Here is a 21,724-nt window from a genome sequence, read left to right on the forward strand (position 1 = left end):
AATAGCAATAGAAGAAGGATTAAGATTCGCAATAAGAGAAGGTGGAAGAACAGTAGCATCAGGTGTTGTTGCTTCTATAATAGAGTAATTCTCTTATTCTAATATAAATAAAGAGAAAGATGAATTTCATCTTTCTCTTTTTTATTTGTAAAAAGTTTATAGGAGATATTTATATAAAGAAAAATATTTAACTAAACATTGGAAGGATAAAACTTGTTGACAAAAGTACTTAAAAAAGATATACTAACCTAGTACCCGTTAAGATTCTCAACACAAGTTTTGTAGTAAGATTTACATACGAAAAATATTTTGTAAAATTATAAAAAAAACTTGAAAAACAGTAAAAAATAATATAAAATATAATAGTGTGCTTGAGAGATGCGAAATGTAAGAAAAAGTAAAGTAATATCCTAGAGATAGGCGACGAGATGCCGATTTGATAAAAAACACAACACACCCGGAACTGTGTATCGGTATCAGTCGTGCGTAACTAAAAAAATTAAACGTACGATAAAGGAGGGAAACTAAAATGGCTAACAATGGAAAAATAAGAATAAGATTAAAGTCATATGATCACAAATTATTAGATTTTTCAGCTGGGAAAATAGTTGAAACTGCTAAAAAAGCTGGATCACAAGTTTCAGGACCTGTGCCACTACCAACTGAAAAGCAAGTTGTAACTATATTAAGAGCTGTACACAAGTATAAGGACTCTAGAGAGCAATTCGAAATAAGAACTCACAAGAGATTAATAGACATAGCAAACCCAACACCTAAGACAGTTGACTCATTAATGAAGTTAGACTTACCAGCTGGTGTTGATATAGAAATAAAGTTATAAGATAAGCCTCTAAGATACGATCCTATAAGGCAACTATCTTAGAATGATTATGATAAAACATAATCCGCTGTAAGATTATAGGAGGTGCGATATGAAAGGAATATTAGGTAAGAAGTTAGGAATGACTCAAATATTCACTGAAGCAGGGAATGTAGTACCTGTAACTGTTGTTGAAGCTGGACCAGTAGTGGTTACTCAAATAAAAACAACAGAAAAAGAAGGATACAATGCAGTTCAAGTAGGTTTTGTAGATGCTAAAGAGAAATCTTTAAACAAGCCTCAAAAAGGACATCTTGCTGCTGCTAACGTATTAAAGAAACACTTAAAAGAATTCAGAATGGATTCTGTTGAAGAGTTCTCAGTAGGACAAGAAATAAAAGCTGACATATTTGCAGCTGGAGAAGTAATAGATGTTACTGGAACAAGTAAAGGTAAGGGATTCCAAGGTCCTATAAAGAGACATGGACAATCTAGAGGTCCTGAATCTCACGGTTCTAGATACCACAGAAGACCAGGTTCAATGGGAGCATGTTCTTTCCCAGGTAGAGTTTTCAAAAACAAAAAACTAGCTGGTCACATGGGTAGCGTTACAGTAACTGTTCAAAACTTAGAAGTAGTTAGAGTAGATGCTGAAAAGAACCTTATATTAGTTAAAGGTGCTATACCAGGAGCTAAAGGTTCAATAGTAACTATAAAAGAAGCAGTAAAGGCTTCTAAATAATAACTAACCTAAGAAAGGAGGAAGCACAATGCCAAAATTAAATATATTAAATGTTAATGGACAAAATGTTGGAGAAATCGAATTAGCAGAAGCTATATTCGGTGTTGAAGTTAACGAGCACGTATTATACGAAGTAGTTAAAAATCAATTAGCAAACAAGAGACAAGGTACTCAATCTGCTAAAACTAGAGCAGAAGTTAGAGGTGGCGGAAGAAAACCTTGGAAACAAAAAGGAACTGGTAGAGCTAGACAAGGTTCTATAAGAGCTGTACAATGGGTTGGTGGAGGAGTTGCTTTTGCACCTAAGCCAAGAAACTACAGATACACTTTACCAAAGAAAGTTAGAAGATTAGCTATGAAATCAGCTTTATCATCTAAAGTTCAAAACAACGAAATAATAGTTTTAGATGCTTTAACTATGGAAGCTCCAAAAACTAAAGAGTTCGCTCAAATATTAAAGAACATAAACGCTTCTAAGAAAGCTTTAGTAGTAACAGCTGAAAAAGACGAGAACGTTGTAAAGTCAGCTAGAAACATAGAAGGTGTTCAAGCTGCTACAGTTAACACTATAAATGTTTATGACATATTAAAGTACGATACTTTCGTAATAACTACAGATGCGGTTAAGAAAGTGGAGGAGGTGTACGCATAATGACTAATCCACATGATATAATAATAAAGCCAGTTGTAACTGAGCAAAGTATGACTGAAATGGTTGAAAAGAAATATACTTTTGTTGTTGCTAAAAGCGCAAACAAAACTGAAATAAAGAAAGCTGTAGAAAGCATATTCGGAGTTAAAGTTGATAGAGTAAATACTTTAAACTACGATGGAAAAGTTAAGAGAATGGGTAGATACGAAGGAAGAACTGCAAGTTTCAAGAAAGCAGTAGTTAAATTAGCTGCTGATAGCAAAGAAATAGAATTCTTCCAAGGTATGTAATTGACCTTAATAAACGAAGGAGGGAAAACAGATGGCTATAAAAAAGTTTAGACCAACTTCTCCTGCCTTAAGACAAATGACAGTTTTAGTTTCTGATGAAATAACTTGTAACGAACCAGAAAAATCTCTTTTAGTTTCATTAAAGAAAAATTCTGGTAGAAATGTACATGGTAAAATAACTGTTCGTCACAGAGGTGGAGGAAACAGAAGAAAATATAGAATAATAGATTTCAAGAGAAATAAAGATGGAATACCTGCAAAAGTTGCTACTGTTGAGTATGATCCAAATAGAACTGCTAACATAGCATTATTAAACTATGCTGATGGTGAAAAGAGATATATATTAGCTCCAGTTGGAATACAAGTTGGAGATACTTTATTATCAGGACCTGAAGCTGACATAAAGCCAGGTAACGCAATGGCATTAAAAGATATGCCAGTTGGTACAGTAGTACACAACGTAGAATTAAAGCCAGGGAAAGGAGCTCAGTTAGTTAGATCTGCTGGAGCATCTGCTCAATTAATGGCTAAAGAAGGTAAAAATGCATTATTAAGATTACCATCTGGAGAGATGAGATTAGTAAGCATAAACTGTAAAGCTACTATAGGACAAGTTGGAAACTTAGAACACGGTAACGTTGTTATAGGTAAAGCTGGTAGAAAAAGACATATGGGTATAAGACCTACAGTTAGAGGTTCTGTAATGAACCCTTGTGACCATCCACACGGTGGAGGGGAAGGTAGATCTCCAATAGGTAGAGCTAATCCAGTTACTCCTTGGGGTAAACCAGCACTTGGATACAAAACTAGAAAGAAAAATAAAGCTTCTGATAAGTTAATAGTATCAAGAAGAACTAAGTAATAGATTTACTTTTGCTCGAAAGGAGGAAATAAAATGTCAAGATCAACTAAAAAAGGACCTTTTATACATGCAAGACTTTTAAAGAAGATAGAAGATATGAACGCTTCTGGAAATAAAGAAGTTATAAAAACTTGGTCAAGATCTTCAACTATATTCCCACAAATGGTTGAACATACAATAGCTGTACATGATGGAAGAAAGCATGTGCCAGTTTATATAACAGAAGATATGGTTGGACACAAATTAGGTGAATTCGTTCCTACAAGAACTTTCAAAGGGCACAAGGACGACGAAAAATCTAATAAGAGAAAATAATTAAGATCTAACTGAGGAAGGAGGAATTTGTAATGGAAGCAAAAGCTACTGCTAAATACGTACGTGTATCACCTAGAAAAGCAGGTCAAATATGCGGCCTTGTTAGAGGAAAGAATGTTGACGAAGCTTTAGCAATATTAAAGTACACTCCAAGAGGAGCTGCTTCAATAATAGCTAAGGTTGTAAAGTCAGCAAAAGCTAATGCAGAAAACAATCACGAAATGGATGTTGAAAAATTATATATAGCTTCAATAGTTGCTAATCAAGGGCCAACTATGAAGAGATTCATGCCTAGAGCTATGGGTCGTGCAACTATGATAAGAAAGAGAACTTCTCACATAGAGGTAGTTCTTAAAGAAAGAAAATAATAACAGATAGGAGGGAAACAAATGGGTCAAAAGGTTAATCCACACGGTTTAAGAGTCGGTGTTATAAAGGACTGGGACTCAAGATGGTTCGCTACTGATAAAAAAGAGTTCGGAAACTTATTATTAGAAGACCATAATGTACGTAAATTCTTAAAGAATAAATTATACTCAGCTGGTGTTGCTAAAATAGAAATAGAAAGATCAGCAAACAAATTAAAGCTAGACTTACACGTTGCTAAGCCAGGTGTAGTTATAGGTAAAGGTGGAGCTGGAATAGAAGCTCTTAAAGCTGAGTTAGAAAAAATGACTAAGAAAAATGTTATAGTTAACATAGTAGAAGTTAGAAACCCAGATAAAGATGCTCAATTAGTAGCAGAAAATATAGCTTTAGCTATAGAAAGAAGGGTTGCTTTCAGAAGAGCTATGAAGCAAGCTATACAAAGAGCTATGAAGTCAGGAGTTAAAGGTATAAAGGTATCTGCTTCTGGTAGATTAGGTGGAGCTGAAATGGCTAGAACTGAAGGATACAGCGAAGGAAATGTACCTCTTCAAACTATAAGATCTGACATAGAGTTTGGATTTGCTGAAGCAAATACTACTTATGGAAAAACTGGTATCAAAGTTTGGATATGCAACGGAGAAGTTTTACCAACTAGAAACGGTGTAAATCCAAGAGAAGATAGAAGAGATAACAACAGAAGAGATAGAAGAGATAACAGAAGAAACGATAGAAGAAACGATAGAAGAGACAACAACAGAAGAAACAACAGAGGACAAAGACCTCAAAGAACTGAAAACAAACAAGCTTAATTAAAGCACAGTTAAGGAAGGAGGAAAATACTCATGTTAATGCCAAAAAGAGTAAAACGTCGTAGAGTACACAGAGGTAGCTTAGCTGGAAAAGCTCACAAAGGTAACAAAGTTACTTACGGAGAGTTCGGTTTAGTTGCTTTAGAGCCATCTTGGATAACTTCTAACCAAATAGAAGCTGCCAGAATAGCTATGACTAGATATATAAAAAGAGGGGGAAAAGTTTGGATAAAGATATTCCCTCATAAACCAGTAACAAGAAAACCTGCAGAAACTCGTATGGGTGCTGGTAAAGGTTCACCAGAATACTGGGTAGCAGTAGTAAAACCAGGAAGAGTAATGTTCGAATTAGCAGGTGTTTCTGAAGATAAAGCTAGAGAAGCAATGAGACTTGCGATGCATAAACTTCCAGTTAAATGTAAGTTTGTGAAGCGTGAAGATTTAGAAGTAAAGGGTGGTGAATAGGATGAAAGCTAAAGAACTAAGAGATTTAACAAGCGAAGAATTAATGAACAAGTTAAATGGTTTTAAAAGTGAATTATTTAGCTTAAGATTCCAATTAGCTACTGGTCAATTAGAAAACACAGCAAGAATCAAATTCGTTAAGAAAGATATAGCTAGAGTTAAAACTATACTTGCTGAAAGAAAGTTAAACGAAACTAGAGCTTAATTTTGGAAAGGAGGCTGTCAAACATGGAAAGAGGAAGAAGAAAAGTAAGAGTAGGCCGTGTTGTTAGTAATAAAATGGATAAAACAATAGTTGTTTCTGTTGAAGATTTCGTACGTCATCCATTATATAACAAGCCAGTTAAGAGAACTAAGAAATTTAAGGCTCACGATGAAAACAACGTATGTAGCATCGGAGATAGAGTAAGAATAATGGAAACTAGACCTTTATCTAAGGATAAGAGATTCAGACTAGTTGACGTTATAGAGAAGGTTAAGTAGTTTTTGAAGAAGGAGGGATTACGATATGATACAACAAGAATCACGTCTAAGAGTTGCTGATAACTCAGGAGCTAAAGAACTTTTAACTATTCGTGTATTAGGCGGAAGTAAAAGAAGATATGGTAACATAGGTGACGTTATAGTTGCAACTGTTAAAAGTGCAACACCAGGTGGAGTTGTAAAAAAAGGTAAAGTAGTTAAAGCTGTTATAGTAAGAACTAAGCAAGGCGTAAGACGTAAAGATGGTAGTTATATATCATTTGACGAGAATGCTGCAGTTATCATAAAAGATGATAAAACTCCAGTAGGAACTCGTATATTCGGGCCTGTTGCTAGAGAGTTAAGAGACAACGACTTTATGAAAATAGTATCTCTTGCTCCAGAAGTACTATAATAAGGAGGTGCAATAGGACATGATGCGTGTTAAAAAAGGTGACACTGTTGTAGTTATAGCAGGTAAAGATAAAGGTAAAAAAGGTACAGTTACTAAGGTTTTCACTAAAGCTAATAGAGTATTAGTTGAAGGTGTTAACGTAATAACTAAGCACCAAAAACCAACTGCTGTTAACCCACAAGGTGGAATAATAAATAAAGAAGCCCCAATACACATATCTAACGTAATGCCAGTTGATCCTGAAACAGGAAAAGGTACAAGAGTTAGATTTGAAGTAAAAGATGGGAAAAAAGTTAGAGTATCAGTAAAGAGCGGAAAAGAATTATAATAAGCTTGAAAGGAGGGACTACAAATGACTTCTAGATTACAAGAAAAATATGTTAAAGAAGTTGCTCCAGCTTTAATGGAGAAATTTGGATACAAAAACGTTATGGAAATACCTAAGTTAGAGAAAATAGTAATAAACATGGGTATAGGTGATGCAAGAGAAAATCCAAAAGGATTAGAAGCTGCAGTTGCAGAATTAGAAATGATATCTGGTCAAAAGCCTGTTATAACTAAGGCTAGAAAATCAGTAGCTAACTTCAAATTAAGAGAAGGTATGCCTGTTGGAACTAAAGTTACTTTAAGAGCTGACAAAATGTACTACTTCATGGATAAGTTAGTTAATATATCTTTACCAAGAGTTAGAGACTTCAGAGGAGTTAATGCTAATGCATTTGACGGAAGAGGTAACTACGCTTTAGGATTAAAAGAACAATTTATATTCCCTGAAATAGAGTACGATAAAGTTGATAAAGTAAGAGGAATGGATGTAATATTTGTAACTACAGCTAAAACTGATGAAGAAGCTAGTGAGTTATTAAAATTATTAGGAATGCCATATTCTAAGTAAATAAAGGAGGGATTCCAGTGGCTAGAAAAGCGATGGTTGTAAAACAACAAAAAAAGCAAAAGTACGCAACTAGAGAGTATACTAGATGTACAATATGTGGTAGACCACATTCTGTATTAAGAAAATTCGGTATATGCCGTATATGCTTTAGAGAATTAGCTTATAAAGGTCAAATACCTGGTGTAAGAAAAGCAAGTTGGTAAGACTTGGTTAAAATGGAAGGAGGGTTACAATATGACAATGACAGATCCAATAGCAGATATGCTAACTCGTATAAGAAATGCTAACACAGTTAAGCATGAAACTGTTGATGTTCCTGCTTCTAATATGAAGAAAGAATTAGCTAGAATCTTATTAGAAGAAGGTTTCATAAGAGGGTACGATGTTATAGAAGATGGAAAGCAAGGAATAATAAGAATACAATTAAAGTACGGACAAGCAGGAGAGAAAGTTATAACAGGATTAAAGAGAATATCTAAGCCTGGTATGAGAGTTTACGCTGCTAAAGAAGAATTACCAAAAGTATTAAACGGATTAGGTATATCAATAATATCTACTTCAAAAGGAATATTAACTGACAAGCAAGCTAGAAATGAAGGCGTTGGTGGAGAAGTAATCTGCTACGTTTGGTAATAAAAACGAACAATGTAAGGAGGTGCAACTATGTCAAGAATAGGTGTTAAACCAATAACTGTTCCTGCAGGTGTTGAAGTAACTATAGCTGAAAACAACTTAGTTACAGTAAAAGGACCAAAAGGAACTTTAACTAAGCAATTCAACAATGAATTAGCTATAAAAAAAGAAGAGAATACTATATTAGTTGAGAGACCAACTAATAATAAGAAACATAGATCTTTACACGGATTAACTAGAACTTTAATAGATAACATGGTAGTAGGTGTTACTACTGGTTTCGAGAAGAAGTTAGAGTTAGTTGGTGTTGGGTACAGAGCTCAAAAGCAAGGAAACAAGTTAGTTATGAACTTAGGATTCTCTCATCCAGTTGAGATGGTAGATCCAGAAGGAATAACTGTTGAAGCTCCAAACCAAACTGAATTAGTTGTTAAAGGTATAGACAAGCAATTAGTAGGTAACTATGCTGCTAAGATAAGAGCTTGGAGAGAGCCAGAGCCATACAAAGGTAAAGGTATAAGATACGCTGGTGAAGTTGTAAGACGTAAAGAAGGTAAAACTGGTAAGAAATAATACCAAAAGATAAACGCTAGAAAGGAGTGATCTCTGTGTTTAAAAAAGCTAACAAAAACGCAAATAGACTTCAAAGACATAAGAGAGTTCGTAGAAAAATAACTGGAACTACTCAAAGACCAAGATTATGTGTATTCAGAAGTTCTAATAACATATATGCTCAAATAATAGATGATACTAACAGAGTAACTGTTGTTTCTGCATCTTCTTTAGAAGCTGAAATAAAAGGTGCTGTTAATCACTGTGGAAATAAAGATGCAGCTAGAAAAGTTGGAGAACTTGTTGCTAAGAGAGCTGTAGAAAAAGGTATAACTGAAGTTGTATTTGACAGAGGTGGATACTTATATCACGGAAGAGTTCAAGAATTAGCTGAAGGTGCTAGAGAAGCTGGACTTAAGTTCTAATACAAAGGAGGGAAAATAATGCTACGTCGTAAGCCAATAGATGCAAGACAACTTGATCTTCAAGAGAAAGTTATCGAAGTTAGACGTGTTACTAAGGTTGTTAAAGGTGGTAGAAACTTTAGATTTGCAGCTTTAGTAGTTGTTGGAGATGAAAACGGACACGTTGGTATAGGTACTGGTAAAGCTATGGAAGTACCAGATGCTATAAGAAAAGCAGTTGAAGATGCTAAGAAGAATTTAATAACTGTACCTATGGTTGGTACAACTATACCTCACCAAACAAACGGACACTTTGGTGCTGGTAAAATATTAATAATGCCTGCTAGTCAAGGTACAGGAGTTATAGCCGGGGGACCTGCTAGAGCCGTACTTGAGTTAGCTGGATTAAAGGATGTTAGAGCTAAATCTTTAGGAACTAACAACCCAAGAAACATGGTAAATGCTACAATAGAAGGTTTAAAATCTTTAAGAACAGCTGAAGATATAGCTAAACTTAGAGGTAAAAAAGTAGAAGATCTTCTAGGGTAAGGAGGTAGTAAAGAATGGCTAAATTACAAATAAAATTAGTTAGAAGTACAATAGGAACTACTCCTAACCAAAGAAAGAACGTAGAAGCGTTAGGATTAAGAAAAAGAGAGCAAGTAGTTGTTAAAGAAGACAACGCTCAAATGAGAGGTATAATAGCTAAAGTTAGTCACTTAGTAGAAGTAACTGAAATAGCTGAATAATAAATTTTAAACATACTAAGGGAGGTGCAATCCATGAAGTTACATGAATTAAGACCTGCTGAAGGTGCAGTTTCATCTAAAAAGAGATTAGGTAGAGGTACTGCTACTGGACAAGGTAAAACTTCAGGACGTGGACAAAAAGGTCAAAAGTCTCGTTCAGGTGGTGGAGTAAGAGTTGGATTCGAAGGTGGACAAATGCCACTTGCTAGAAGACTTCCTAAGAGAGGATTCAAAAATCCTTGTAAGAAAGTTTACTCACTAGTTAACGTAGAAACTTTAAATAGATTCGAAAACGGAACAGAAATAACAGCTGAATTACTTAAGGCAACTGGAGTAATAAGCAAAATAGAGAAAGACGGCGTTAAAATCTTAGGTGAAGGTAACTTAGAAAGAGCTTTAACTGTAAAAGCTGCTAAGTTTACTGCTTCAGCACAAGAAAAAATAGAAAAAGCTGGAGGAAAGGCAGAATTAGTTTAATCTAATCTGCTAACTCTTGGCCATAAGGCAGGGGTGAGTTTAACGTGCTGTCAAACTTTAAACAAGCTTGGAAAATAAAAGATGTAAGAAGAAAAATTTTATATACTTTGATGATGATTGTTATCTTTAGGATAGGATGTACTATTCCTGTTCCTGGAGTTAATAGAACTATTATAAAGGGAATGGTTGACGGAAACGGTCTTCTTTCCCTGTATAATATGTTTACAGGAGGAGCTTTCAGTAGCTTTACCTTATTCGCATTAGGAATCAGTCCTTATATAACGGCATCTATAATAATTCAACTTTTAACTATCGGATTCCCATCTCTTGAAGAACTTCAAAAGTCTGGTGAAGAAGGTAAGAAAAAGATAAATAAATACACTAAGTATACAGCATTAGGATTAGCTATAATACAGGCTATCGGTATAACACTAGGAATAGTGAGACGTGCTTTACAAACAGATAGTGTATTTTTTATAGTTACAGTTATAGTCACATTAATATCAGCCAGTATGTTATTGATGTGGATGGGTGATAAGATTACTGAAAAAGGATTAGGTAACGGAAGCTCTGTAATAATATTTATAGGAATTATATCAAGAATTCCTACAGACATAACACAAGCTATAGGACAATTTAAAAGCGGAAGCATTGGACTATGGGTATTAGTTGTTATGACTATAGTATCGCTTCTTACAGTAGCTGCGGTTACGTATATACAAGAAGCAACAAGAAAAATACCTGTACAATATGCTAAAAGAGTTGTTGGAAGAAAAACATATGGGGGGCAAAACTCTCATATACCAATGAAGGTAAATCAATCTGGGGTTATACCAGTAATATTTGCAAGTTCATTGTTAGCATTCCCTCAAACTATAGCAATATTTATGGGAAAAGATGCTCAAGCATTTGTAACTAAGTTTTTATCTCCTAGTGGAGAACCAGGATTCTGGATTTATTTAGTTATAGAGGTTATTTTAATAATATTCTTCTCTTATTTCTACACTACTATATCTTTCAATACTGAAGATATAACTAATAATATGAAAAATAGTGGAGGTTTTATACCAGGTATAAGACCAGGTAACCCAACTATGGATTACTTAAATAGAATATTATCTAGATTAACATTAGCAGGAGCTTTATTCTTAGCTGTTGTAGCAGTAATTCCATCTATAATAAGTAAATTCACAGGAGTACATTTAAGTATGGCTGGGACATCTTTACTTATAGTTGTTGGAGTTGCACTTGAGCTTAAGAGACAGTTAGAATCAAACTTAGTAATGAGAAGTTATCAAGGCTTCTTAAAATAGATGGAGATGATCATATGAGAATAATATTACTTGGACCTCCTGGTGCGGGTAAGGGTACTCAAGCAGCAGGAATAGTAGAAAAATACAATATACCTCATATATCAACAGGAGATATATTCAGAAAGAATATAAAAGAAGGTACAGAACTTGGTAAAAAAGCTAAAGGATTTATAGATCAAGGTCTTTTAGTTCCAGATGAATTAACAGTTGGTTTAGTTACTGATAGAATATCTCAACCAGACTGTGAAAAAGGATTCATGTTAGATGGATTTCCAAGAAATGTAGCTCAAGCTCAACATTTAGATAAATATCTAAAAGAAGTTGGTATATCTTTAGATAAAGTGGTTAACATTGAAGTTGACAAAGATATATTAGTTGGTAGAGCAGTAGGAAGAAGAATATGCAAGTCTTGCGGTGCTACTTACCATGTTGAGTTTAATCCTCCAAAAGCAGATAGCGTATGCGATGTATGCGGAGGAGAACTTTACCAAAGAGCAGATGATAATGAAGAAACTGTATCAAAGAGAATACAAGTTTATCTAGACGAAACTAAGCCTTTAGTTGATTATTATTCAAAAGAAGGTATAATAGCTAATATAAATGGTGAACAATCTATAGATAAGGTATTTGCAGATATAGTAGATGCTCTAGGAAGTGAAAAATAATGATTATTTTAAAATCTAAGCAACAAATTGAACTTATGAGAGAATCTGGTAAAATTGTTGCTGAAACACATGAGATTTTAAGAGATGCTATTAAACCGGGAATATCTACTTTAGAGTTAGATAAAATAGCTGAAAATCATATTAGAAAATATAATGCTATCCCATCTTTTAAAGGATATAATGGGTTTAAGGGATCTATATGCGCTTCTATTAATGAAGAGGTTGTACATGGAATTCCTGGATCTAAAACTCTAAAAGAAGGAGATATTATAAGCATCGATATAGGTGCTTATTATAAAGGATATCATGCAGACTCAGCAAAAACGCATGGAGTAGGTATAATATCTGAAGAAGATAGGAAATTAATAGAAGTAACAAAAGAAAGCTTCTATGAAGGATTAAAGTTTGCTAAACTAGGATATAGACTTTCTGATATTTCGCACGCAATACAAACACACGTAGAAAAAAACAATTTTTCAGTAGTTAGAGATCTTGTAGGTCATGGAGTTGGCACACAGCTACATGAAGATCCTCAAATACCTAACTATGGACGACCAGGTAAAGGACCAAAACTTAAAGAAGGGATGGTACTTGCGATTGAACCTATGGTTAACTATGGTACACACTATGTTAAGATGTTAGGTGATGGTTGGACGATTGTTACTATTGACTCTAAAAAGTCAGCTCATTATGAGCATACGATAGCTATTACTGAAGATGAACCTTTGATATTAACAAAGTTATAATCAAAAAAAGTAGGTGAGATTTATGCTATCAAAAGATATATGTATAGGGCAAGTTGTTAGAAATACATCTGGAAGAGATACTGGTAGATTATTTTTCATAGTAAAAGTAGTTGATGACGAGTATGTTTTAATCTCAGATGGAAAGAAAAGAAAACTTGAAAAACCTAAACTAAAAAAAGTTAAGCACTTACAAAAGTATGATATAATTAACAATGTTGTTAAAGATATGATAGAATCTAATGAGTCTATTAAAGATGCTTTTTTAAGAGCTGAACTTGGAAAGTTAAACAATGTTTAGCTTATTGAATGGAGGTTTGGTTAGTTAATGGCCAAAAAAGATGTTATAGAAATAGAAGGTACAGTTTCAGAAGCTTTACCGAATGCCATGTTCAAAGTTAAACTAGAAAACGGGCATGAAGTTTTATGTCACATTTCTGGAAAGCTAAGAATGAACTTTATAAGGATTCTTGAAGGAGATAAGGTTAATGTTGAGCTTTCTCCATATGACCTTACAAGAGGAAGAATTACTTGGCGTAAGAAGTAGACTATCAATGCTAGTCTAAGGAGGGATTAATAATGAAAGTAAGACCATCAGTAAAACCAATATGTGAAAAATGTAAAGTAATAAAGAGAAAAGGTAGAGTAATGGTTATATGTGAAAATCCTAAGCACAAGCAAAAGCAAGGTTAATAAATTGTGCTAGCATTTTGTTAAATATTATAGTATAATATTATATTGTGATAATTAACAAACTTTTTTTGGATTTTATATAAACATGAATCGGAATTCACTTATTATTTAAGAAAATTTAATCATGAAAAAAGTTTAAAAAGTTAAGTTGTAGGAGGTGCAAAGTATGGCAAGAATAGCTGGGGTAGATTTACCTAGAGAAAAAAGAGCAGAAATAGGCTTAACATATATCTATGGTATAGGTAAGGCAACTGCTAACGAAATATTAGCTAAAGCTGACATAGATCCTAACGTAAGAATCAAAGATTTATCTGAAGATCAAGTTAACGACTTAAGAAAGATAATAGACAATGATTTCTTAGTTGAAGGAGATTTAAGAAGAGAAATAGCTTTAAACATAAAGAGATTAAGAGATATAAAGTGTTACAGAGGTATGAGACATGCTAAAGGTCTTCCTTTAAGAGGACAAAAAACTAAGACTAACGCTAGAACTAGAAAAGGTCCTAGAAAAACTGTATCTCGTAAGAAGAAGAAGTAATAGTTAGAAGAGGAGGGAAGAATAATGGCTAAACCAAAAAAGAAAGTTACACGTGTTAGAAGAAGAGAGCGTAAAAACATAGAACGTGGACATGCTCATATACAATCAACTTTTAACAATACTATAATAACTTTAACAGACGTTCACGGTAATGCATTATCTTGGGCAAGTTCTGGACAATTAGGATTCAAAGGATCAAGAAAAGCAACTCCATTTGCATCTCAAATGGCTGCTGAAACTGCTGCTAAGGCTGCAATGGAACACGGATTAAAGAGTGTAGAAGTATTCGTTAAAGGACCAGGTTCTGGTAGAGAAGCTGCTATAAGAGCTTTACAAGCAACTGGTTTAGAAGTAACTATGATAAAAGACGTTACTCCAATACCACACAACGGATGTAGACCACCAAAAAGAAGAAGAGTGTAATTTAGGAGGTGTAAATAAATGGCAAGATATACAGGTGCATCATGTAGACAATGTCGTAGAGAAGGAATGAAGTTATTCCTTAAAGGTGACAGATGTTATACTGACAAATGTGCTATAGTTAAGAGAAACTATGCTCCAGGACAACATGGACAAGGAAGAAAGAAAGTTTCTAACTATGGATTACAATTAAGAGAAAAACAAAAAGTTAAGAGAATATACGGAGTTTTAGAAACTCAATTCAGAAACTTATACGAGCGTGCTGAAAAAATGCCTGGTATAACAGGGGAAAACTTACTAAGCTTATTAGAAAGAAGATTAGATAACGTAGTTTACAGAATGGGATTAGCATCTTCTAGAAAAGAAGCTAGACAATTAGTAAGACACGGTCATTTCACTTTAAACGGACATAAGGTAAATATACCTTCTTTAACAGTTGCTAATGGAGATGTTATAACTGTTAAAGAAACATCTAAGTCTTCTGCAAAATTCAAAGGATTAGTAGAAAATAACTCAAGAATAGCTCCTAAATGGTTAGATGCTAACTTAGAGAACATGACAGCTTCTGTTGTTGCTAATCCAGGAAGAGAAGATATAGATCTTGAAATAGCTGAACACTTAATAATAGAGCTTTACTCTAAGTAATAAGTATAGTTATAACAAATATTTTAAGATTTTGTTTACCCTCAGTGGATTAATAAATTTTAAGGAGGGTTTTGTCCATGATAGAAATAGAAAAACCAAGAGTAGATATAATTGAAATTAGCGAAGACCATAGATATGGTAAATTCGTTATAGAGCCTCTAGAAAGAGGATATGGAATAACTATAGGTAATGCATTAAGAAGAATATTATTATCTTCTTTACCAGGAGTAGCTGTTAACTCTATAAAAATAGATGGAGTTCTTCATGAATTCTCAACAGTTCCTGGTGTTAAAGAAGATGTTACTGAAATAATATTAGCATTAAAAGAATTATCAGCTACTATAGATGGTGAAGGAAATAGAACACTTAAAATAGAAGCACAAGGACCATGTACAATAACAGGTGCTGACATAATATGTCCTCCAGATGTTGAAATAATAAGCAAAGACTTACATATAGCTACGCTAGATGATAATGCTAAGTTTAACATGGAAATATCTGTTGATAAAGGAAGAGGATATGTATCTTCTGAAGACAATAAAACAGAGCATATGCCTATAGGAGTTCTTCCTGTAGACTCAATATATACTCCTGTTGAAAAAGTTAGCTACCATGTAGAAAATACTAGAGTTGGTCAAAAATCAGATTATGATAAATTAATACTTGAAGTTTGGACTAATGGAAGTATAAATCCTCAAGAAGGAATATCACTTGCAGCTAAGGTTCTAGTTGAACATCTAAATCTATTCATAGATTTAACAGAGCATGTAAGCAATGTTGAAATAATGGTAGAAAAAGAAGAAGATCAAAAAGAAAAAGTTCTTGAGATGACTATCGAAGAACTTGACTTATCAGTTAGATCTTACAACTGTTTAAAGAGAGCGGGAATAAACACAGTTGAAGAATTAGCTAATAGATCTGAAGAAGACATGATGAAAGTTAGAAACTTAGGTAAAAAGTCGTTAGAAGAAGTAATTCAAAAGTTAGAGGAACTTGGATTAAATCTTAAACCAAGCGAAGAGTAAGCGCAAAGGAGGGATAAGCATGGCTAAGTACCGTAAATTAGGACGTGTAACTGCTCACAGAAATCTTATGTTAAGAAACTTAGTAACAGACTTACTAAGAAATGGAAAAATAGAAACTACAGTTACTAGAGCAAAAGAAACTCGTAGAATGGCAGAAAAGATGATAACTCTTGCTAAGAGAGGAGATCTTCATGCTAGAAGACAAGTTTTAGCTTATGTTTTAGATGAGACAGTAGTTAACAACTTATTCACTGATATAGCTCCAAAGTATGCTGAGAGAAACGGTGGATATACTAGAATAATAAAAATGGGACCAAGAAGAGGCGACGCTGCTGAAATGGCTCTAATAGAATTAGTATAGTATGTAAAAGGATTAGGCAAAGCCTAATCCTTTTTTTATTGCAATTAAATATCAAATTTGTTAATAGTGGTGCTATAATTTAATAGTGTATTGCTTAATTGAAGATGAACTTTTGTGTTAATCTGTAATTTAAATTATGATATAATACAATATAAATTGCAAATTGATAAACACTACTAATTAAAGGAGAACAAATTTATGAAGGATATAGTAAGTGTTAAGGATGTATCATTTGAATATGTAACTGAAGATAGTACATTTAAGGCTATAGATGATTTAACTTTAAATGTTAAACAAGGTGAATTTGTTGTAGTTATAGGCCATAATGGGTCAGGTAAGTCAACGCTTTCTAAGAACTTAAATGCAATTCTAATGCCTACTAAAGGTGATATATATATAGATGGTCTAAATACTAAAGATGAAGAACATTTATGGGATATTAGACAGACAGCAGGTATGGTATTTCAAAATCCAGATAACCAAATTGTAGCTACTATAATAGAAGAAGATGTAGCTTTTGGTCCCGAAAATTTGGGGATAGAACCTGTAGAAATCAGAAAGAGGGTAAAAGAAGCATTAACAAGTGTTGGTATGTATGAGCTAAAAGATAGACAACCTCATCTATTATCTGGTGGACAAAAGCAAAGAGTTGCTATAGCAGGTATAATAGCTATGAAGCCTAAGTGTATAATCTTTGATGAAGCTACAGCTATGTTAGATCCATCTGGAAGAAAAGAAGTAATGAATACTATAAAAAGACTCAACAAAGAAGAGAACATAACTATAATGCACATAACTCACTTTATGGAAGAAGCTGTAGATGCAGATAGAGTTATAGTTATGGAGAAAGGGAAAAAAGTATTAGAGGGAACTCCAAAACAAGTGTTCTCTAAAGTTGAAAAATTAAAAAGTATAGGATTAGATGTACCTTATATGACTGAATTAAGTAAAGAACTTAAGGAAGAAGGTATGGATATAGAGGGTGATATATTAACTGTGGATGAGATGGTGATGAAATTATGTCAATTATAATAGAGAATTTAACACATATATATAATGAAGGAATGCCATTTGCTAGTAAAGCATTAGATAATATAAATTTAAGCATAGAAGATGGTGATTTTGTTGGTTTAATAGGTCATACTGGATCGGGTAAATCAACATTAATACAGCATTTAAATGGTATACTTAAGCCTTCATCAGGAAAAATTTTAATAAATGGATTTGATATAACTGATAAAGATTTAAATTTAACTGATATCAGAAAGAAAGTTGGAGTAGTATTTCAATATCCTGAATATCAACTATTTGAAGAGACTGTTGCAAAGGATATAGCCTTTGGACCTTCAAATTTAGGCTTAGATGATGTTGAAATAACTAATAGGATTAAAGCATCTATGGAGGCTGTTGGGCTTGACTATGATGAATTTAAAGATAAATCTCCATTTGAATTATCAGGCGGACAAAAGCGTAGGGTAGCTATAGCTGGAGTTATAGCTATGAATCCTGAAGTCTTAATATTAGATGAACCTACAGCTGGATTAGATCCTAAAGGAAGAGATGAAATATTTGATTTAATAAAGACATTACATAGAGAAAAAAATATGACGATAATACTTTCATCACATAGTATGGATGATATGGCTAAATTAGTTAAAAATATAATAGTTATGAATTCAGGAAAAATAGAATTTATGGGACCTACTAGAGAAGTATTTAAAAATCATTCTAATAGATTAAAAGATATAGGCTTAGATATTCCTCAAGTACTAGAATTATGTATTAAATTAAGAGACAGAGGATTTGATATTAAGCCTGATATAATTACTATTGAAGAAGCTAAGAAAGAAATAATAAGAGTTATGAGAGGTAAAGGAAAATGTTAAAAGATATAACTATAGGTCAATATTATCCTACTAACTCAATTATTCATAAATTAGATGCTAGAGTTAAACTTATAGCAACTTTTATATTTATGGTATCATTGTTTATAATAAATAAATTTTGGCCATATTTAATAGTGGTAGGAAGTTTGATGGCTGTAGTGGCCATGTCTAAAATACCATCTAAGTATATTATAAAAGGGCTCAAACCTTTGAGATGGATTATAGTATTTACATTTGTGATTAATATATTCTTTCTGCCAGGAGATCCTATATGGTCATTTGGCTTTATAAAAATCACTAGCCAGGGGTTAAGTCAAGCTGTTTTTATGGCACTAAGACTTATATTCTTAGTTGTTGGAACATCATTACTTACACTTACGACATCGCCTATAGAACTTACAGATGGGATAGAAAAATTATTAAATCCATTAAGAAAGATAGGGTTCCCTGTGCATGAGTTAGCTATGATGATGACTATTGCATTAAGATTTATACCTACTTTATTAGATGAAACAGATAAAATAATGAAAGCTCAGATGTCTAGAGGGGCCGATTTTGAAAGTAAAAATATAATAAATAGAGCAAAAAACTTAGTTCCGCTTTTAATACCTTTATTTATAAGTGCATTTAGGAGAGCTGATGAATTAGCTATGGCTATGGAAGCTAGATGTTATAGAGGTGGATATAATAGAACTAAGATGAAGCAAAGTATAATGACTAAAGCTGACTATATAGCATATGCTATTCAATTTATTTATTTAGGTGTAATAGTTGTTATTAGGTTTATATAAAGAGGTATCATATGAGAAATATAAAATTGACTATTCAATATAATGGCAAAAATTATTGTGGTTGGCAAAAGCAAAATGATTCTTTGGGTATACAAGGAACTATAGAAAAAGCTATAGAAGAGATAACTAAAGAAGATGTTAAAATAATTGGATCAGGAAGAACTGATGCAGGAGTACATGCTTTAGGTCAAGTTGCAAATTTTAATACAAGTTGTAATATACCTGTTGAGAAAATACCAGGTGCACTAAACTCAAAGTTGCCAAAGGATATATCTATAATAGAGGCACAAGAGATGGATTTAGATTTTCATTCAAGGTATTCAGCAAAAGGAAAAAGATATAGATATTTAATATATAATAATGCATATAGAAGTCCTATATATAATAATATATCGTATTTAGTTAAGTATGATCTAGACTTTGAAAAGATGAAAAAAGAAGCTAAAACTTTAATTGGAACATATGATTTCAAAGGGTTTATGAGCTCAGGATCATCAGTGAAAGATACGGTAAGGACTATTTATGACATAGATATATCAAGACAAGAAGACTTAATAATTATAGAAGTAGAAGGTAATGGATTCTTGTATAATATGGTAAGGATTTTAGTTGGAACATTAGTTGATATTGGCCGAGGAAGAATAGATATTGACATGCTAAGTATAATAGAATCTAAGTCAAGATCTATGGCTGGACACACTGCGCCAGCTCATGGATTATTTCTTAAAAAAGTTGATTATTAGCTTGACACTCCAGGGTGCATGTATTAAAATATACAAGAGTGTGTTAATAAGTCCACTTGCCCCGGACTTGACATAGACGGTAAAATATCATATGGAAATAAGATAAGGAGGGACTTGTAATGAAAAGTTATATAGCTAAGCCAGCTGACGTACAAAGAAAATGGTACGTAGTTGATGCTGAAGGAAAAACATTAGGTCGTATGGCTACAGAAATAGCTACAATATTAAGAGGAAAGCATAAACCAACTTTCACTCCTCACGTTGATGGTGGAGATTTCGTTGTTGTTGTAAATGCTGATAAAGTAGTTTTAACAGGAAAGAAATTAGATCAAAAGATGTACAGATACCACACTGGATATGTAGGTGGATTAAAGGAAATAACTTATAGAGAAATGATGGAAAAGAAACCTGAAGAGGTTGTTATGCATGCTGTTAGCGGTATGTTATGTAAGAACAAATTAAGAAGCAGAATGATGACTAGATTAAGAGTATTTGCTGGACCAAACCACGGACACGAAGCTCAAAATCCAGAAGTTTTAAACTTCAAATAATCATAACGGGTGAAAGGAGGAGTTAATCATGGCTAACGTTCAATACTACGGAACAGGAAGAAGAAAGCACTCTGTAGCAAGAGTAAGACTAGTTGCAGGTGAAGGAAATATAATAGTAAATGGAAGAAAAGTTGAAGAATACTTCAACTATGAAACTTTAATAAGAGATGTTAAACAACCATTAGTTTTAACAGGAACTGAAAACAAATACGATGTTATAGTAAAGGTTGAAGGTGGAGGATTCACTGGACAAGCTGGTGCTATAAGACACGGTATATCTAGAGCTTTATTAACAGTAGACGCTGAGTTAAGACCAGCTTTAAAGAAAGAAGGATTCTTAACTAGAGATGCTAGAATGAAGGAAAGAAAGAAATACGGATTAAAGGCAGCAAGAAGAGCTCCACAATTCTCAAAGAGATAATTATATATGCTTATACAAAGACTTTGGAATATTCCAAAGTCTTTTTTTATATAATATATGGGGTGATATTATATGAAATATATTAAGCATGTAAGCATTATAGGTGCGCTTTTATGTTTTCTTTCTATATTTATATTTGAAGTTAAAAAAAATTCTCAAGATGTTATGTCATATATGCCTACAACAAATAGGGTTATAATGCTAGATGCAGGGCATGGGGGCATAGATCCTGGAACTCTAAATAATGACAAAACTATACTTGAGAAAGATGTAAATCTAAAAATAACCTTGAAGCTAAGGGAGTTGTTAGAATCAAGTGGATGTTTAGTATTATTAACTAGAGATGAGGATGTTAGTTTATACGAAGAAGATGGTAAGAAAACAATTAGACAAAAGTATAATGAAAATTTAAAAAACCGTAAAAAATTATTGAAGGAATCAAACGTAGATGCATTTGTATCTATACATCTTAATGCATTTGAAGAAAGTAAATATTATGGAGCTCAAACATTTTATCCAAAGGATAAAGAAGATAGTAAATTATTAGGTAAATTTATTCAAGACGAATTAAAACGTGTAGTTGATAAAACTAACAATAGAGAAATAAAACCAAGAGATGATTTATATTTACTAAAAGATAATGAAATTCCATCAGTACTAATAGAGTGTGGTTTTTTATCTAATGAGAAAGAATCGAAGTTACTAAATGATGAAAAATATCAAGAAAAAATTGCTTGGGCTATATATGCAGGTATACAAAGATATTTTGGAACTAATGTACATAATTAATAAAAAATTAAAGAAAACAACCTATATATGTAACTATATATTTAAGCATATATGGGTTGTTTTTAAACTTTTAGTAAAAAAATAAAAAAGTTTTTAAAAAAGTGTTGACGATACAAAAAAAAGGTGATATAGTATTACTTGTCCTTGAGAAACGGACAAAACAAATTAAGAACTTTGAAAATTAAACAGTAGGTTAATTATAAAAATTCTTTTTAAAGAATTAAACAAC

Annotated in this window: 40 protein-coding genes; all 40 read left to right on the forward strand. The window is 32.9% G+C overall.

Annotated elements, in window-relative coordinates; all coding sequences use genetic code 11:
- Nucleotides 1–88: EF-Tu C-terminal domain-related protein (locus tag ABFX13_RS13485; protein ID WP_487047216.1), on the forward strand; the 88-nt coding region annotated here is incomplete at its 5' end.
- Between the two features lie 441 nt (nucleotides 89–529).
- The gene (gene rpsJ / locus ABFX13_RS13490; RefSeq protein ID WP_147548011.1) at nucleotides 530–841 is read left to right on the forward strand and encodes a 30S ribosomal protein S10; all 312 of its coding nucleotides are present in this window, start codon (nucleotides 530–532) and stop codon (nucleotides 839–841) included.
- Nucleotides 842–932: 91 nt separating this feature from the next.
- Nucleotides 933–1,562 (forward strand): 50S ribosomal protein L3, encoded by a 630-nt coding sequence (gene rplC, locus ABFX13_RS13495; protein WP_147548010.1) that lies wholly within the window; start codon nucleotides 933–935, stop codon nucleotides 1,560–1,562.
- 28 nt (nucleotides 1,563–1,590) lie between these two features.
- Nucleotides 1,591–2,214 carry a 50S ribosomal protein L4 gene (gene rplD, locus ABFX13_RS13500; RefSeq protein WP_187006835.1) on the forward strand — a complete coding sequence of 208 codons (624 nt, stop codon included), beginning with the start codon at nucleotides 1,591–1,593 and terminating at the stop codon, nucleotides 2,212–2,214.
- Complete coding sequence (gene rplW, locus ABFX13_RS13505) at nucleotides 2,214–2,504, forward strand: 50S ribosomal protein L23 (protein ID WP_021122006.1); 291 nt, start codon at nucleotides 2,214–2,216, stop codon at nucleotides 2,502–2,504. Before rplD ends, rplW begins: the two co-directional genes overlap by 1 nt.
- 31 nt (nucleotides 2,505–2,535) lie before the next feature.
- Nucleotides 2,536–3,366: a 50S ribosomal protein L2 gene (rplB, locus tag ABFX13_RS13510; RefSeq protein WP_187006834.1), complete on the forward strand. Its 831-nt coding sequence runs from the start codon at nucleotides 2,536–2,538 to the stop codon at nucleotides 3,364–3,366.
- 33 nt (nucleotides 3,367–3,399) lie between these two features.
- Nucleotides 3,400–3,681: a 30S ribosomal protein S19 gene (rpsS, locus tag ABFX13_RS13515; RefSeq protein WP_147548007.1), complete on the forward strand. Its 282-nt coding sequence runs from the start codon at nucleotides 3,400–3,402 to the stop codon at nucleotides 3,679–3,681.
- Between the two features lie 32 nt (nucleotides 3,682–3,713).
- The gene (rplV, locus tag ABFX13_RS13520; RefSeq protein WP_147548006.1) at nucleotides 3,714–4,049 is read left to right on the forward strand and encodes a 50S ribosomal protein L22; all 336 of its coding nucleotides are present in this window, start codon (nucleotides 3,714–3,716) and stop codon (nucleotides 4,047–4,049) included.
- Between the two features lie 21 nt (nucleotides 4,050–4,070).
- On the forward strand, nucleotides 4,071–4,859 hold the full coding sequence (gene rpsC, locus ABFX13_RS13525; protein ID WP_147548005.1) for a 30S ribosomal protein S3: 789 nt from the start codon (nucleotides 4,071–4,073) through the stop codon (nucleotides 4,857–4,859).
- A gap of 33 nt (nucleotides 4,860–4,892) precedes the next feature.
- Nucleotides 4,893–5,324 (forward strand): 50S ribosomal protein L16, encoded by a 432-nt coding sequence (gene rplP, locus ABFX13_RS13530; protein WP_021127553.1) that lies wholly within the window; start codon nucleotides 4,893–4,895, stop codon nucleotides 5,322–5,324.
- Nucleotide 5,325: 1 nt separating this feature from the next.
- On the forward strand, nucleotides 5,326–5,529 hold the full coding sequence (gene rpmC, locus ABFX13_RS13535; RefSeq protein ID WP_021122014.1) for a 50S ribosomal protein L29: 204 nt from the start codon (nucleotides 5,326–5,328) through the stop codon (nucleotides 5,527–5,529).
- Nucleotides 5,530–5,552: 23 nt separating this feature from the next.
- Nucleotides 5,553–5,807 carry a 30S ribosomal protein S17 gene (gene rpsQ / locus ABFX13_RS13540; protein WP_021122015.1) on the forward strand — a complete coding sequence of 85 codons (255 nt, stop codon included), beginning with the start codon at nucleotides 5,553–5,555 and terminating at the stop codon, nucleotides 5,805–5,807.
- 25 nt (nucleotides 5,808–5,832) lie between these two features.
- Nucleotides 5,833–6,201 (forward strand): 50S ribosomal protein L14, encoded by a 369-nt coding sequence (gene rplN / locus ABFX13_RS13545; RefSeq protein ID WP_021122016.1) that lies wholly within the window; start codon nucleotides 5,833–5,835, stop codon nucleotides 6,199–6,201.
- 22 nt (nucleotides 6,202–6,223) lie between these two features.
- On the forward strand, nucleotides 6,224–6,529 hold the full coding sequence (gene rplX / locus ABFX13_RS13550; protein WP_147548021.1) for a 50S ribosomal protein L24: 306 nt from the start codon (nucleotides 6,224–6,226) through the stop codon (nucleotides 6,527–6,529).
- Between the two features lie 24 nt (nucleotides 6,530–6,553).
- Nucleotides 6,554–7,096, forward strand: coding sequence for a 50S ribosomal protein L5 (rplE, locus tag ABFX13_RS13555; protein ID WP_147548004.1), 543 nt, complete (start codon nucleotides 6,554–6,556; stop codon nucleotides 7,094–7,096).
- A gap of 17 nt (nucleotides 7,097–7,113) precedes the next feature.
- Complete coding sequence (locus ABFX13_RS13560) at nucleotides 7,114–7,299, forward strand: type Z 30S ribosomal protein S14 (RefSeq protein ID WP_021127555.1); 186 nt, start codon at nucleotides 7,114–7,116, stop codon at nucleotides 7,297–7,299.
- A gap of 31 nt (nucleotides 7,300–7,330) precedes the next feature.
- On the forward strand, nucleotides 7,331–7,729 hold the full coding sequence (rpsH, locus tag ABFX13_RS13565) for a 30S ribosomal protein S8 (RefSeq protein WP_147548003.1): 399 nt from the start codon (nucleotides 7,331–7,333) through the stop codon (nucleotides 7,727–7,729).
- A 30-nt stretch (nucleotides 7,730–7,759) separates the two neighbouring features.
- Complete coding sequence (gene rplF / locus ABFX13_RS13570; RefSeq protein ID WP_346046932.1) at nucleotides 7,760–8,302, forward strand: 50S ribosomal protein L6; 543 nt, start codon at nucleotides 7,760–7,762, stop codon at nucleotides 8,300–8,302.
- A 35-nt stretch (nucleotides 8,303–8,337) separates the two neighbouring features.
- Nucleotides 8,338–8,706: a 50S ribosomal protein L18 gene (rplR, locus tag ABFX13_RS13575; protein ID WP_147548001.1), complete on the forward strand. Its 369-nt coding sequence runs from the start codon at nucleotides 8,338–8,340 to the stop codon at nucleotides 8,704–8,706.
- Nucleotides 8,707–8,724: 18 nt separating this feature from the next.
- Nucleotides 8,725–9,234, forward strand: coding sequence for a 30S ribosomal protein S5 (rpsE, locus tag ABFX13_RS13580; protein ID WP_147548000.1), 510 nt, complete (start codon nucleotides 8,725–8,727; stop codon nucleotides 9,232–9,234).
- Nucleotides 9,235–9,248: 14 nt separating this feature from the next.
- Nucleotides 9,249–9,434 carry a 50S ribosomal protein L30 gene (rpmD, locus tag ABFX13_RS13585; protein ID WP_021127557.1) on the forward strand — a complete coding sequence of 62 codons (186 nt, stop codon included), beginning with the start codon at nucleotides 9,249–9,251 and terminating at the stop codon, nucleotides 9,432–9,434.
- Between the two features lie 33 nt (nucleotides 9,435–9,467).
- Nucleotides 9,468–9,911: a 50S ribosomal protein L15 gene (rplO, locus tag ABFX13_RS13590; protein WP_147547999.1), complete on the forward strand. Its 444-nt coding sequence runs from the start codon at nucleotides 9,468–9,470 to the stop codon at nucleotides 9,909–9,911.
- Nucleotides 9,912–9,955: 44 nt separating this feature from the next.
- Nucleotides 9,956–11,224 (forward strand): preprotein translocase subunit SecY, encoded by a 1,269-nt coding sequence (secY, locus tag ABFX13_RS13595; RefSeq protein ID WP_187006833.1) that lies wholly within the window; start codon nucleotides 9,956–9,958, stop codon nucleotides 11,222–11,224.
- 14 nt (nucleotides 11,225–11,238) lie between these two features.
- The gene (locus ABFX13_RS13600) at nucleotides 11,239–11,889 is read left to right on the forward strand and encodes an adenylate kinase (protein WP_346046936.1); all 651 of its coding nucleotides are present in this window, start codon (nucleotides 11,239–11,241) and stop codon (nucleotides 11,887–11,889) included.
- Complete coding sequence (gene map / locus ABFX13_RS13605) at nucleotides 11,889–12,635, forward strand: type I methionyl aminopeptidase (RefSeq protein ID WP_346046938.1); 747 nt, start codon at nucleotides 11,889–11,891, stop codon at nucleotides 12,633–12,635. Before ABFX13_RS13600 ends, map begins: the two co-directional genes overlap by 1 nt.
- 22 nt (nucleotides 12,636–12,657) lie before the next feature.
- Nucleotides 12,658–12,933, forward strand: coding sequence for a KOW domain-containing RNA-binding protein (locus tag ABFX13_RS13610; RefSeq protein ID WP_346046940.1), 276 nt, complete (start codon nucleotides 12,658–12,660; stop codon nucleotides 12,931–12,933).
- A gap of 27 nt (nucleotides 12,934–12,960) precedes the next feature.
- Nucleotides 12,961–13,179, forward strand: coding sequence for a translation initiation factor IF-1 (infA, locus tag ABFX13_RS13615; RefSeq protein ID WP_147547994.1), 219 nt, complete (start codon nucleotides 12,961–12,963; stop codon nucleotides 13,177–13,179).
- 32 nt (nucleotides 13,180–13,211) lie between these two features.
- Entirely contained in the window at nucleotides 13,212–13,325 is a 114-nt protein-coding gene (gene rpmJ / locus ABFX13_RS13620; protein ID WP_003373491.1) for a 50S ribosomal protein L36, read from the forward strand.
- A gap of 166 nt (nucleotides 13,326–13,491) precedes the next feature.
- Nucleotides 13,492–13,863, forward strand: a complete 372-nt coding sequence (rpsM, locus tag ABFX13_RS13625; RefSeq protein ID WP_021122034.1) for a 30S ribosomal protein S13 — start codon at nucleotides 13,492–13,494, stop codon at nucleotides 13,861–13,863.
- A gap of 24 nt (nucleotides 13,864–13,887) precedes the next feature.
- Entirely contained in the window at nucleotides 13,888–14,286 is a 399-nt protein-coding gene (gene rpsK, locus ABFX13_RS13630) for a 30S ribosomal protein S11 (protein WP_021127562.1), read from the forward strand.
- Nucleotides 14,287–14,304: 18 nt separating this feature from the next.
- Nucleotides 14,305–14,928 carry a 30S ribosomal protein S4 gene (gene rpsD, locus ABFX13_RS13635; RefSeq protein WP_147547993.1) on the forward strand — a complete coding sequence of 208 codons (624 nt, stop codon included), beginning with the start codon at nucleotides 14,305–14,307 and terminating at the stop codon, nucleotides 14,926–14,928.
- A gap of 77 nt (nucleotides 14,929–15,005) precedes the next feature.
- On the forward strand, nucleotides 15,006–15,953 hold the full coding sequence (locus tag ABFX13_RS13640; RefSeq protein WP_147547992.1) for a DNA-directed RNA polymerase subunit alpha: 948 nt from the start codon (nucleotides 15,006–15,008) through the stop codon (nucleotides 15,951–15,953).
- Between the two features lie 19 nt (nucleotides 15,954–15,972).
- Entirely contained in the window at nucleotides 15,973–16,314 is a 342-nt protein-coding gene (gene rplQ / locus ABFX13_RS13645) for a 50S ribosomal protein L17 (protein ID WP_147547991.1), read from the forward strand.
- Nucleotides 16,315–16,512: 198 nt separating this feature from the next.
- On the forward strand, nucleotides 16,513–17,346 hold the full coding sequence (locus ABFX13_RS13650; protein WP_147547990.1) for an energy-coupling factor transporter ATPase: 834 nt from the start codon (nucleotides 16,513–16,515) through the stop codon (nucleotides 17,344–17,346).
- Nucleotides 17,334–18,200, forward strand: coding sequence for an energy-coupling factor transporter ATPase (locus ABFX13_RS13655; RefSeq protein WP_346046955.1), 867 nt, complete (start codon nucleotides 17,334–17,336; stop codon nucleotides 18,198–18,200). Before ABFX13_RS13650 ends, ABFX13_RS13655 begins: the two co-directional genes overlap by 13 nt.
- Entirely contained in the window at nucleotides 18,194–18,991 is a 798-nt protein-coding gene (locus ABFX13_RS13660) for an energy-coupling factor transporter transmembrane component T family protein (RefSeq protein WP_147547988.1), read from the forward strand. The genes ABFX13_RS13655 and ABFX13_RS13660 overlap by 7 nt, the downstream gene beginning before the upstream one ends.
- A gap of 11 nt (nucleotides 18,992–19,002) precedes the next feature.
- Nucleotides 19,003–19,734, forward strand: a complete 732-nt coding sequence (gene truA / locus ABFX13_RS13665; protein ID WP_346046958.1) for a tRNA pseudouridine(38-40) synthase TruA — start codon at nucleotides 19,003–19,005, stop codon at nucleotides 19,732–19,734.
- A gap of 119 nt (nucleotides 19,735–19,853) precedes the next feature.
- On the forward strand, nucleotides 19,854–20,285 hold the full coding sequence (gene rplM, locus ABFX13_RS13670) for a 50S ribosomal protein L13 (RefSeq protein WP_021428215.1): 432 nt from the start codon (nucleotides 19,854–19,856) through the stop codon (nucleotides 20,283–20,285).
- A gap of 28 nt (nucleotides 20,286–20,313) precedes the next feature.
- Nucleotides 20,314–20,706 (forward strand): 30S ribosomal protein S9, encoded by a 393-nt coding sequence (gene rpsI, locus ABFX13_RS13675; protein WP_147547986.1) that lies wholly within the window; start codon nucleotides 20,314–20,316, stop codon nucleotides 20,704–20,706.
- Nucleotides 20,707–20,778: 72 nt separating this feature from the next.
- Complete coding sequence (cwlD, locus tag ABFX13_RS13680) at nucleotides 20,779–21,495, forward strand: N-acetylmuramoyl-L-alanine amidase CwlD (RefSeq protein WP_187006828.1); 717 nt, start codon at nucleotides 20,779–20,781, stop codon at nucleotides 21,493–21,495.
- Nucleotides 21,496–21,724 lie beyond the last annotated feature (229 nt).

It is taken from the genome of Paraclostridium tenue, from assembly GCF_039521565.1.
GTDB classification, from domain to species: domain Bacteria; phylum Bacillota; class Clostridia; order Peptostreptococcales; family Peptostreptococcaceae; genus Paraclostridium; species Paraclostridium tenue.

Bases quoted from the DNA above. Each gene is read 5' to 3' on its own strand.
- rpsJ (WP_147548011.1), top strand. From the start codon at position 530: ATGGCTAACAATGGAAAAATAAGAATAAGATTAAAGTCATATGATCAC.
- rplC (WP_147548010.1), top strand. From the start codon at position 933: ATGAAAGGAATATTAGGTAAGAAGTTAGGAATGACTCAAATATTCACT.
- rplD (WP_187006835.1), top strand. From the start codon at position 1,591: ATGCCAAAATTAAATATATTAAATGTTAATGGACAAAATGTTGGAGAA.
- rplW (WP_021122006.1), top strand. From the start codon at position 2,214: ATGACTAATCCACATGATATAATAATAAAGCCAGTTGTAACTGAGCAA.
- rplB (WP_187006834.1), top strand. From the start codon at position 2,536: ATGGCTATAAAAAAGTTTAGACCAACTTCTCCTGCCTTAAGACAAATG.
- rpsS (WP_147548007.1), top strand. From the start codon at position 3,400: ATGTCAAGATCAACTAAAAAAGGACCTTTTATACATGCAAGACTTTTA.
- rplV (WP_147548006.1), top strand. From the start codon at position 3,714: ATGGAAGCAAAAGCTACTGCTAAATACGTACGTGTATCACCTAGAAAA.
- rpsC (WP_147548005.1), top strand. From the start codon at position 4,071: ATGGGTCAAAAGGTTAATCCACACGGTTTAAGAGTCGGTGTTATAAAG.
- rplP (WP_021127553.1), top strand. From the start codon at position 4,893: ATGTTAATGCCAAAAAGAGTAAAACGTCGTAGAGTACACAGAGGTAGC.
- rpmC (WP_021122014.1), top strand. From the start codon at position 5,326: ATGAAAGCTAAAGAACTAAGAGATTTAACAAGCGAAGAATTAATGAAC.
- rpsQ (WP_021122015.1), top strand. From the start codon at position 5,553: ATGGAAAGAGGAAGAAGAAAAGTAAGAGTAGGCCGTGTTGTTAGTAAT.
- rplN (WP_021122016.1), top strand. From the start codon at position 5,833: ATGATACAACAAGAATCACGTCTAAGAGTTGCTGATAACTCAGGAGCT.
- rplX (WP_147548021.1), top strand. From the start codon at position 6,224: ATGCGTGTTAAAAAAGGTGACACTGTTGTAGTTATAGCAGGTAAAGAT.
- rplE (WP_147548004.1), top strand. From the start codon at position 6,554: ATGACTTCTAGATTACAAGAAAAATATGTTAAAGAAGTTGCTCCAGCT.
- rpsH (WP_147548003.1), top strand. From the start codon at position 7,331: ATGACAATGACAGATCCAATAGCAGATATGCTAACTCGTATAAGAAAT.
- rplF (WP_346046932.1), top strand. From the start codon at position 7,760: ATGTCAAGAATAGGTGTTAAACCAATAACTGTTCCTGCAGGTGTTGAA.
- rpsE (WP_147548000.1), top strand. From the start codon at position 8,725: ATGCTACGTCGTAAGCCAATAGATGCAAGACAACTTGATCTTCAAGAG.
- rpmD (WP_021127557.1), top strand. From the start codon at position 9,249: ATGGCTAAATTACAAATAAAATTAGTTAGAAGTACAATAGGAACTACT.
- rplO (WP_147547999.1), top strand. From the start codon at position 9,468: ATGAAGTTACATGAATTAAGACCTGCTGAAGGTGCAGTTTCATCTAAA.
- ABFX13_RS13600 (WP_346046936.1), top strand. From the start codon at position 11,239: ATGAGAATAATATTACTTGGACCTCCTGGTGCGGGTAAGGGTACTCAA.
- map (WP_346046938.1), top strand. From the start codon at position 11,889: ATGATTATTTTAAAATCTAAGCAACAAATTGAACTTATGAGAGAATCT.
- ABFX13_RS13610 (WP_346046940.1), top strand. From the start codon at position 12,658: ATGCTATCAAAAGATATATGTATAGGGCAAGTTGTTAGAAATACATCT.
- infA (WP_147547994.1), top strand. From the start codon at position 12,961: ATGGCCAAAAAAGATGTTATAGAAATAGAAGGTACAGTTTCAGAAGCT.
- rpmJ (WP_003373491.1), top strand. From the start codon at position 13,212: ATGAAAGTAAGACCATCAGTAAAACCAATATGTGAAAAATGTAAAGTA.
- rpsM (WP_021122034.1), top strand. From the start codon at position 13,492: ATGGCAAGAATAGCTGGGGTAGATTTACCTAGAGAAAAAAGAGCAGAA.
- rpsK (WP_021127562.1), top strand. From the start codon at position 13,888: ATGGCTAAACCAAAAAAGAAAGTTACACGTGTTAGAAGAAGAGAGCGT.
- rpsD (WP_147547993.1), top strand. From the start codon at position 14,305: ATGGCAAGATATACAGGTGCATCATGTAGACAATGTCGTAGAGAAGGA.
- ABFX13_RS13640 (WP_147547992.1), top strand. From the start codon at position 15,006: ATGATAGAAATAGAAAAACCAAGAGTAGATATAATTGAAATTAGCGAA.
- rplQ (WP_147547991.1), top strand. From the start codon at position 15,973: ATGGCTAAGTACCGTAAATTAGGACGTGTAACTGCTCACAGAAATCTT.
- ABFX13_RS13650 (WP_147547990.1), top strand. From the start codon at position 16,513: ATGAAGGATATAGTAAGTGTTAAGGATGTATCATTTGAATATGTAACT.
- ABFX13_RS13655 (WP_346046955.1), top strand. From the start codon at position 17,334: ATGTCAATTATAATAGAGAATTTAACACATATATATAATGAAGGAATG.
- ABFX13_RS13660 (WP_147547988.1), top strand. From the start codon at position 18,194: ATGTTAAAAGATATAACTATAGGTCAATATTATCCTACTAACTCAATT.
- truA (WP_346046958.1), top strand. From the start codon at position 19,003: ATGAGAAATATAAAATTGACTATTCAATATAATGGCAAAAATTATTGT.
- rplM (WP_021428215.1), top strand. From the start codon at position 19,854: ATGAAAAGTTATATAGCTAAGCCAGCTGACGTACAAAGAAAATGGTAC.
- rpsI (WP_147547986.1), top strand. From the start codon at position 20,314: ATGGCTAACGTTCAATACTACGGAACAGGAAGAAGAAAGCACTCTGTA.
- cwlD (WP_187006828.1), top strand. From the start codon at position 20,779: ATGAAATATATTAAGCATGTAAGCATTATAGGTGCGCTTTTATGTTTT.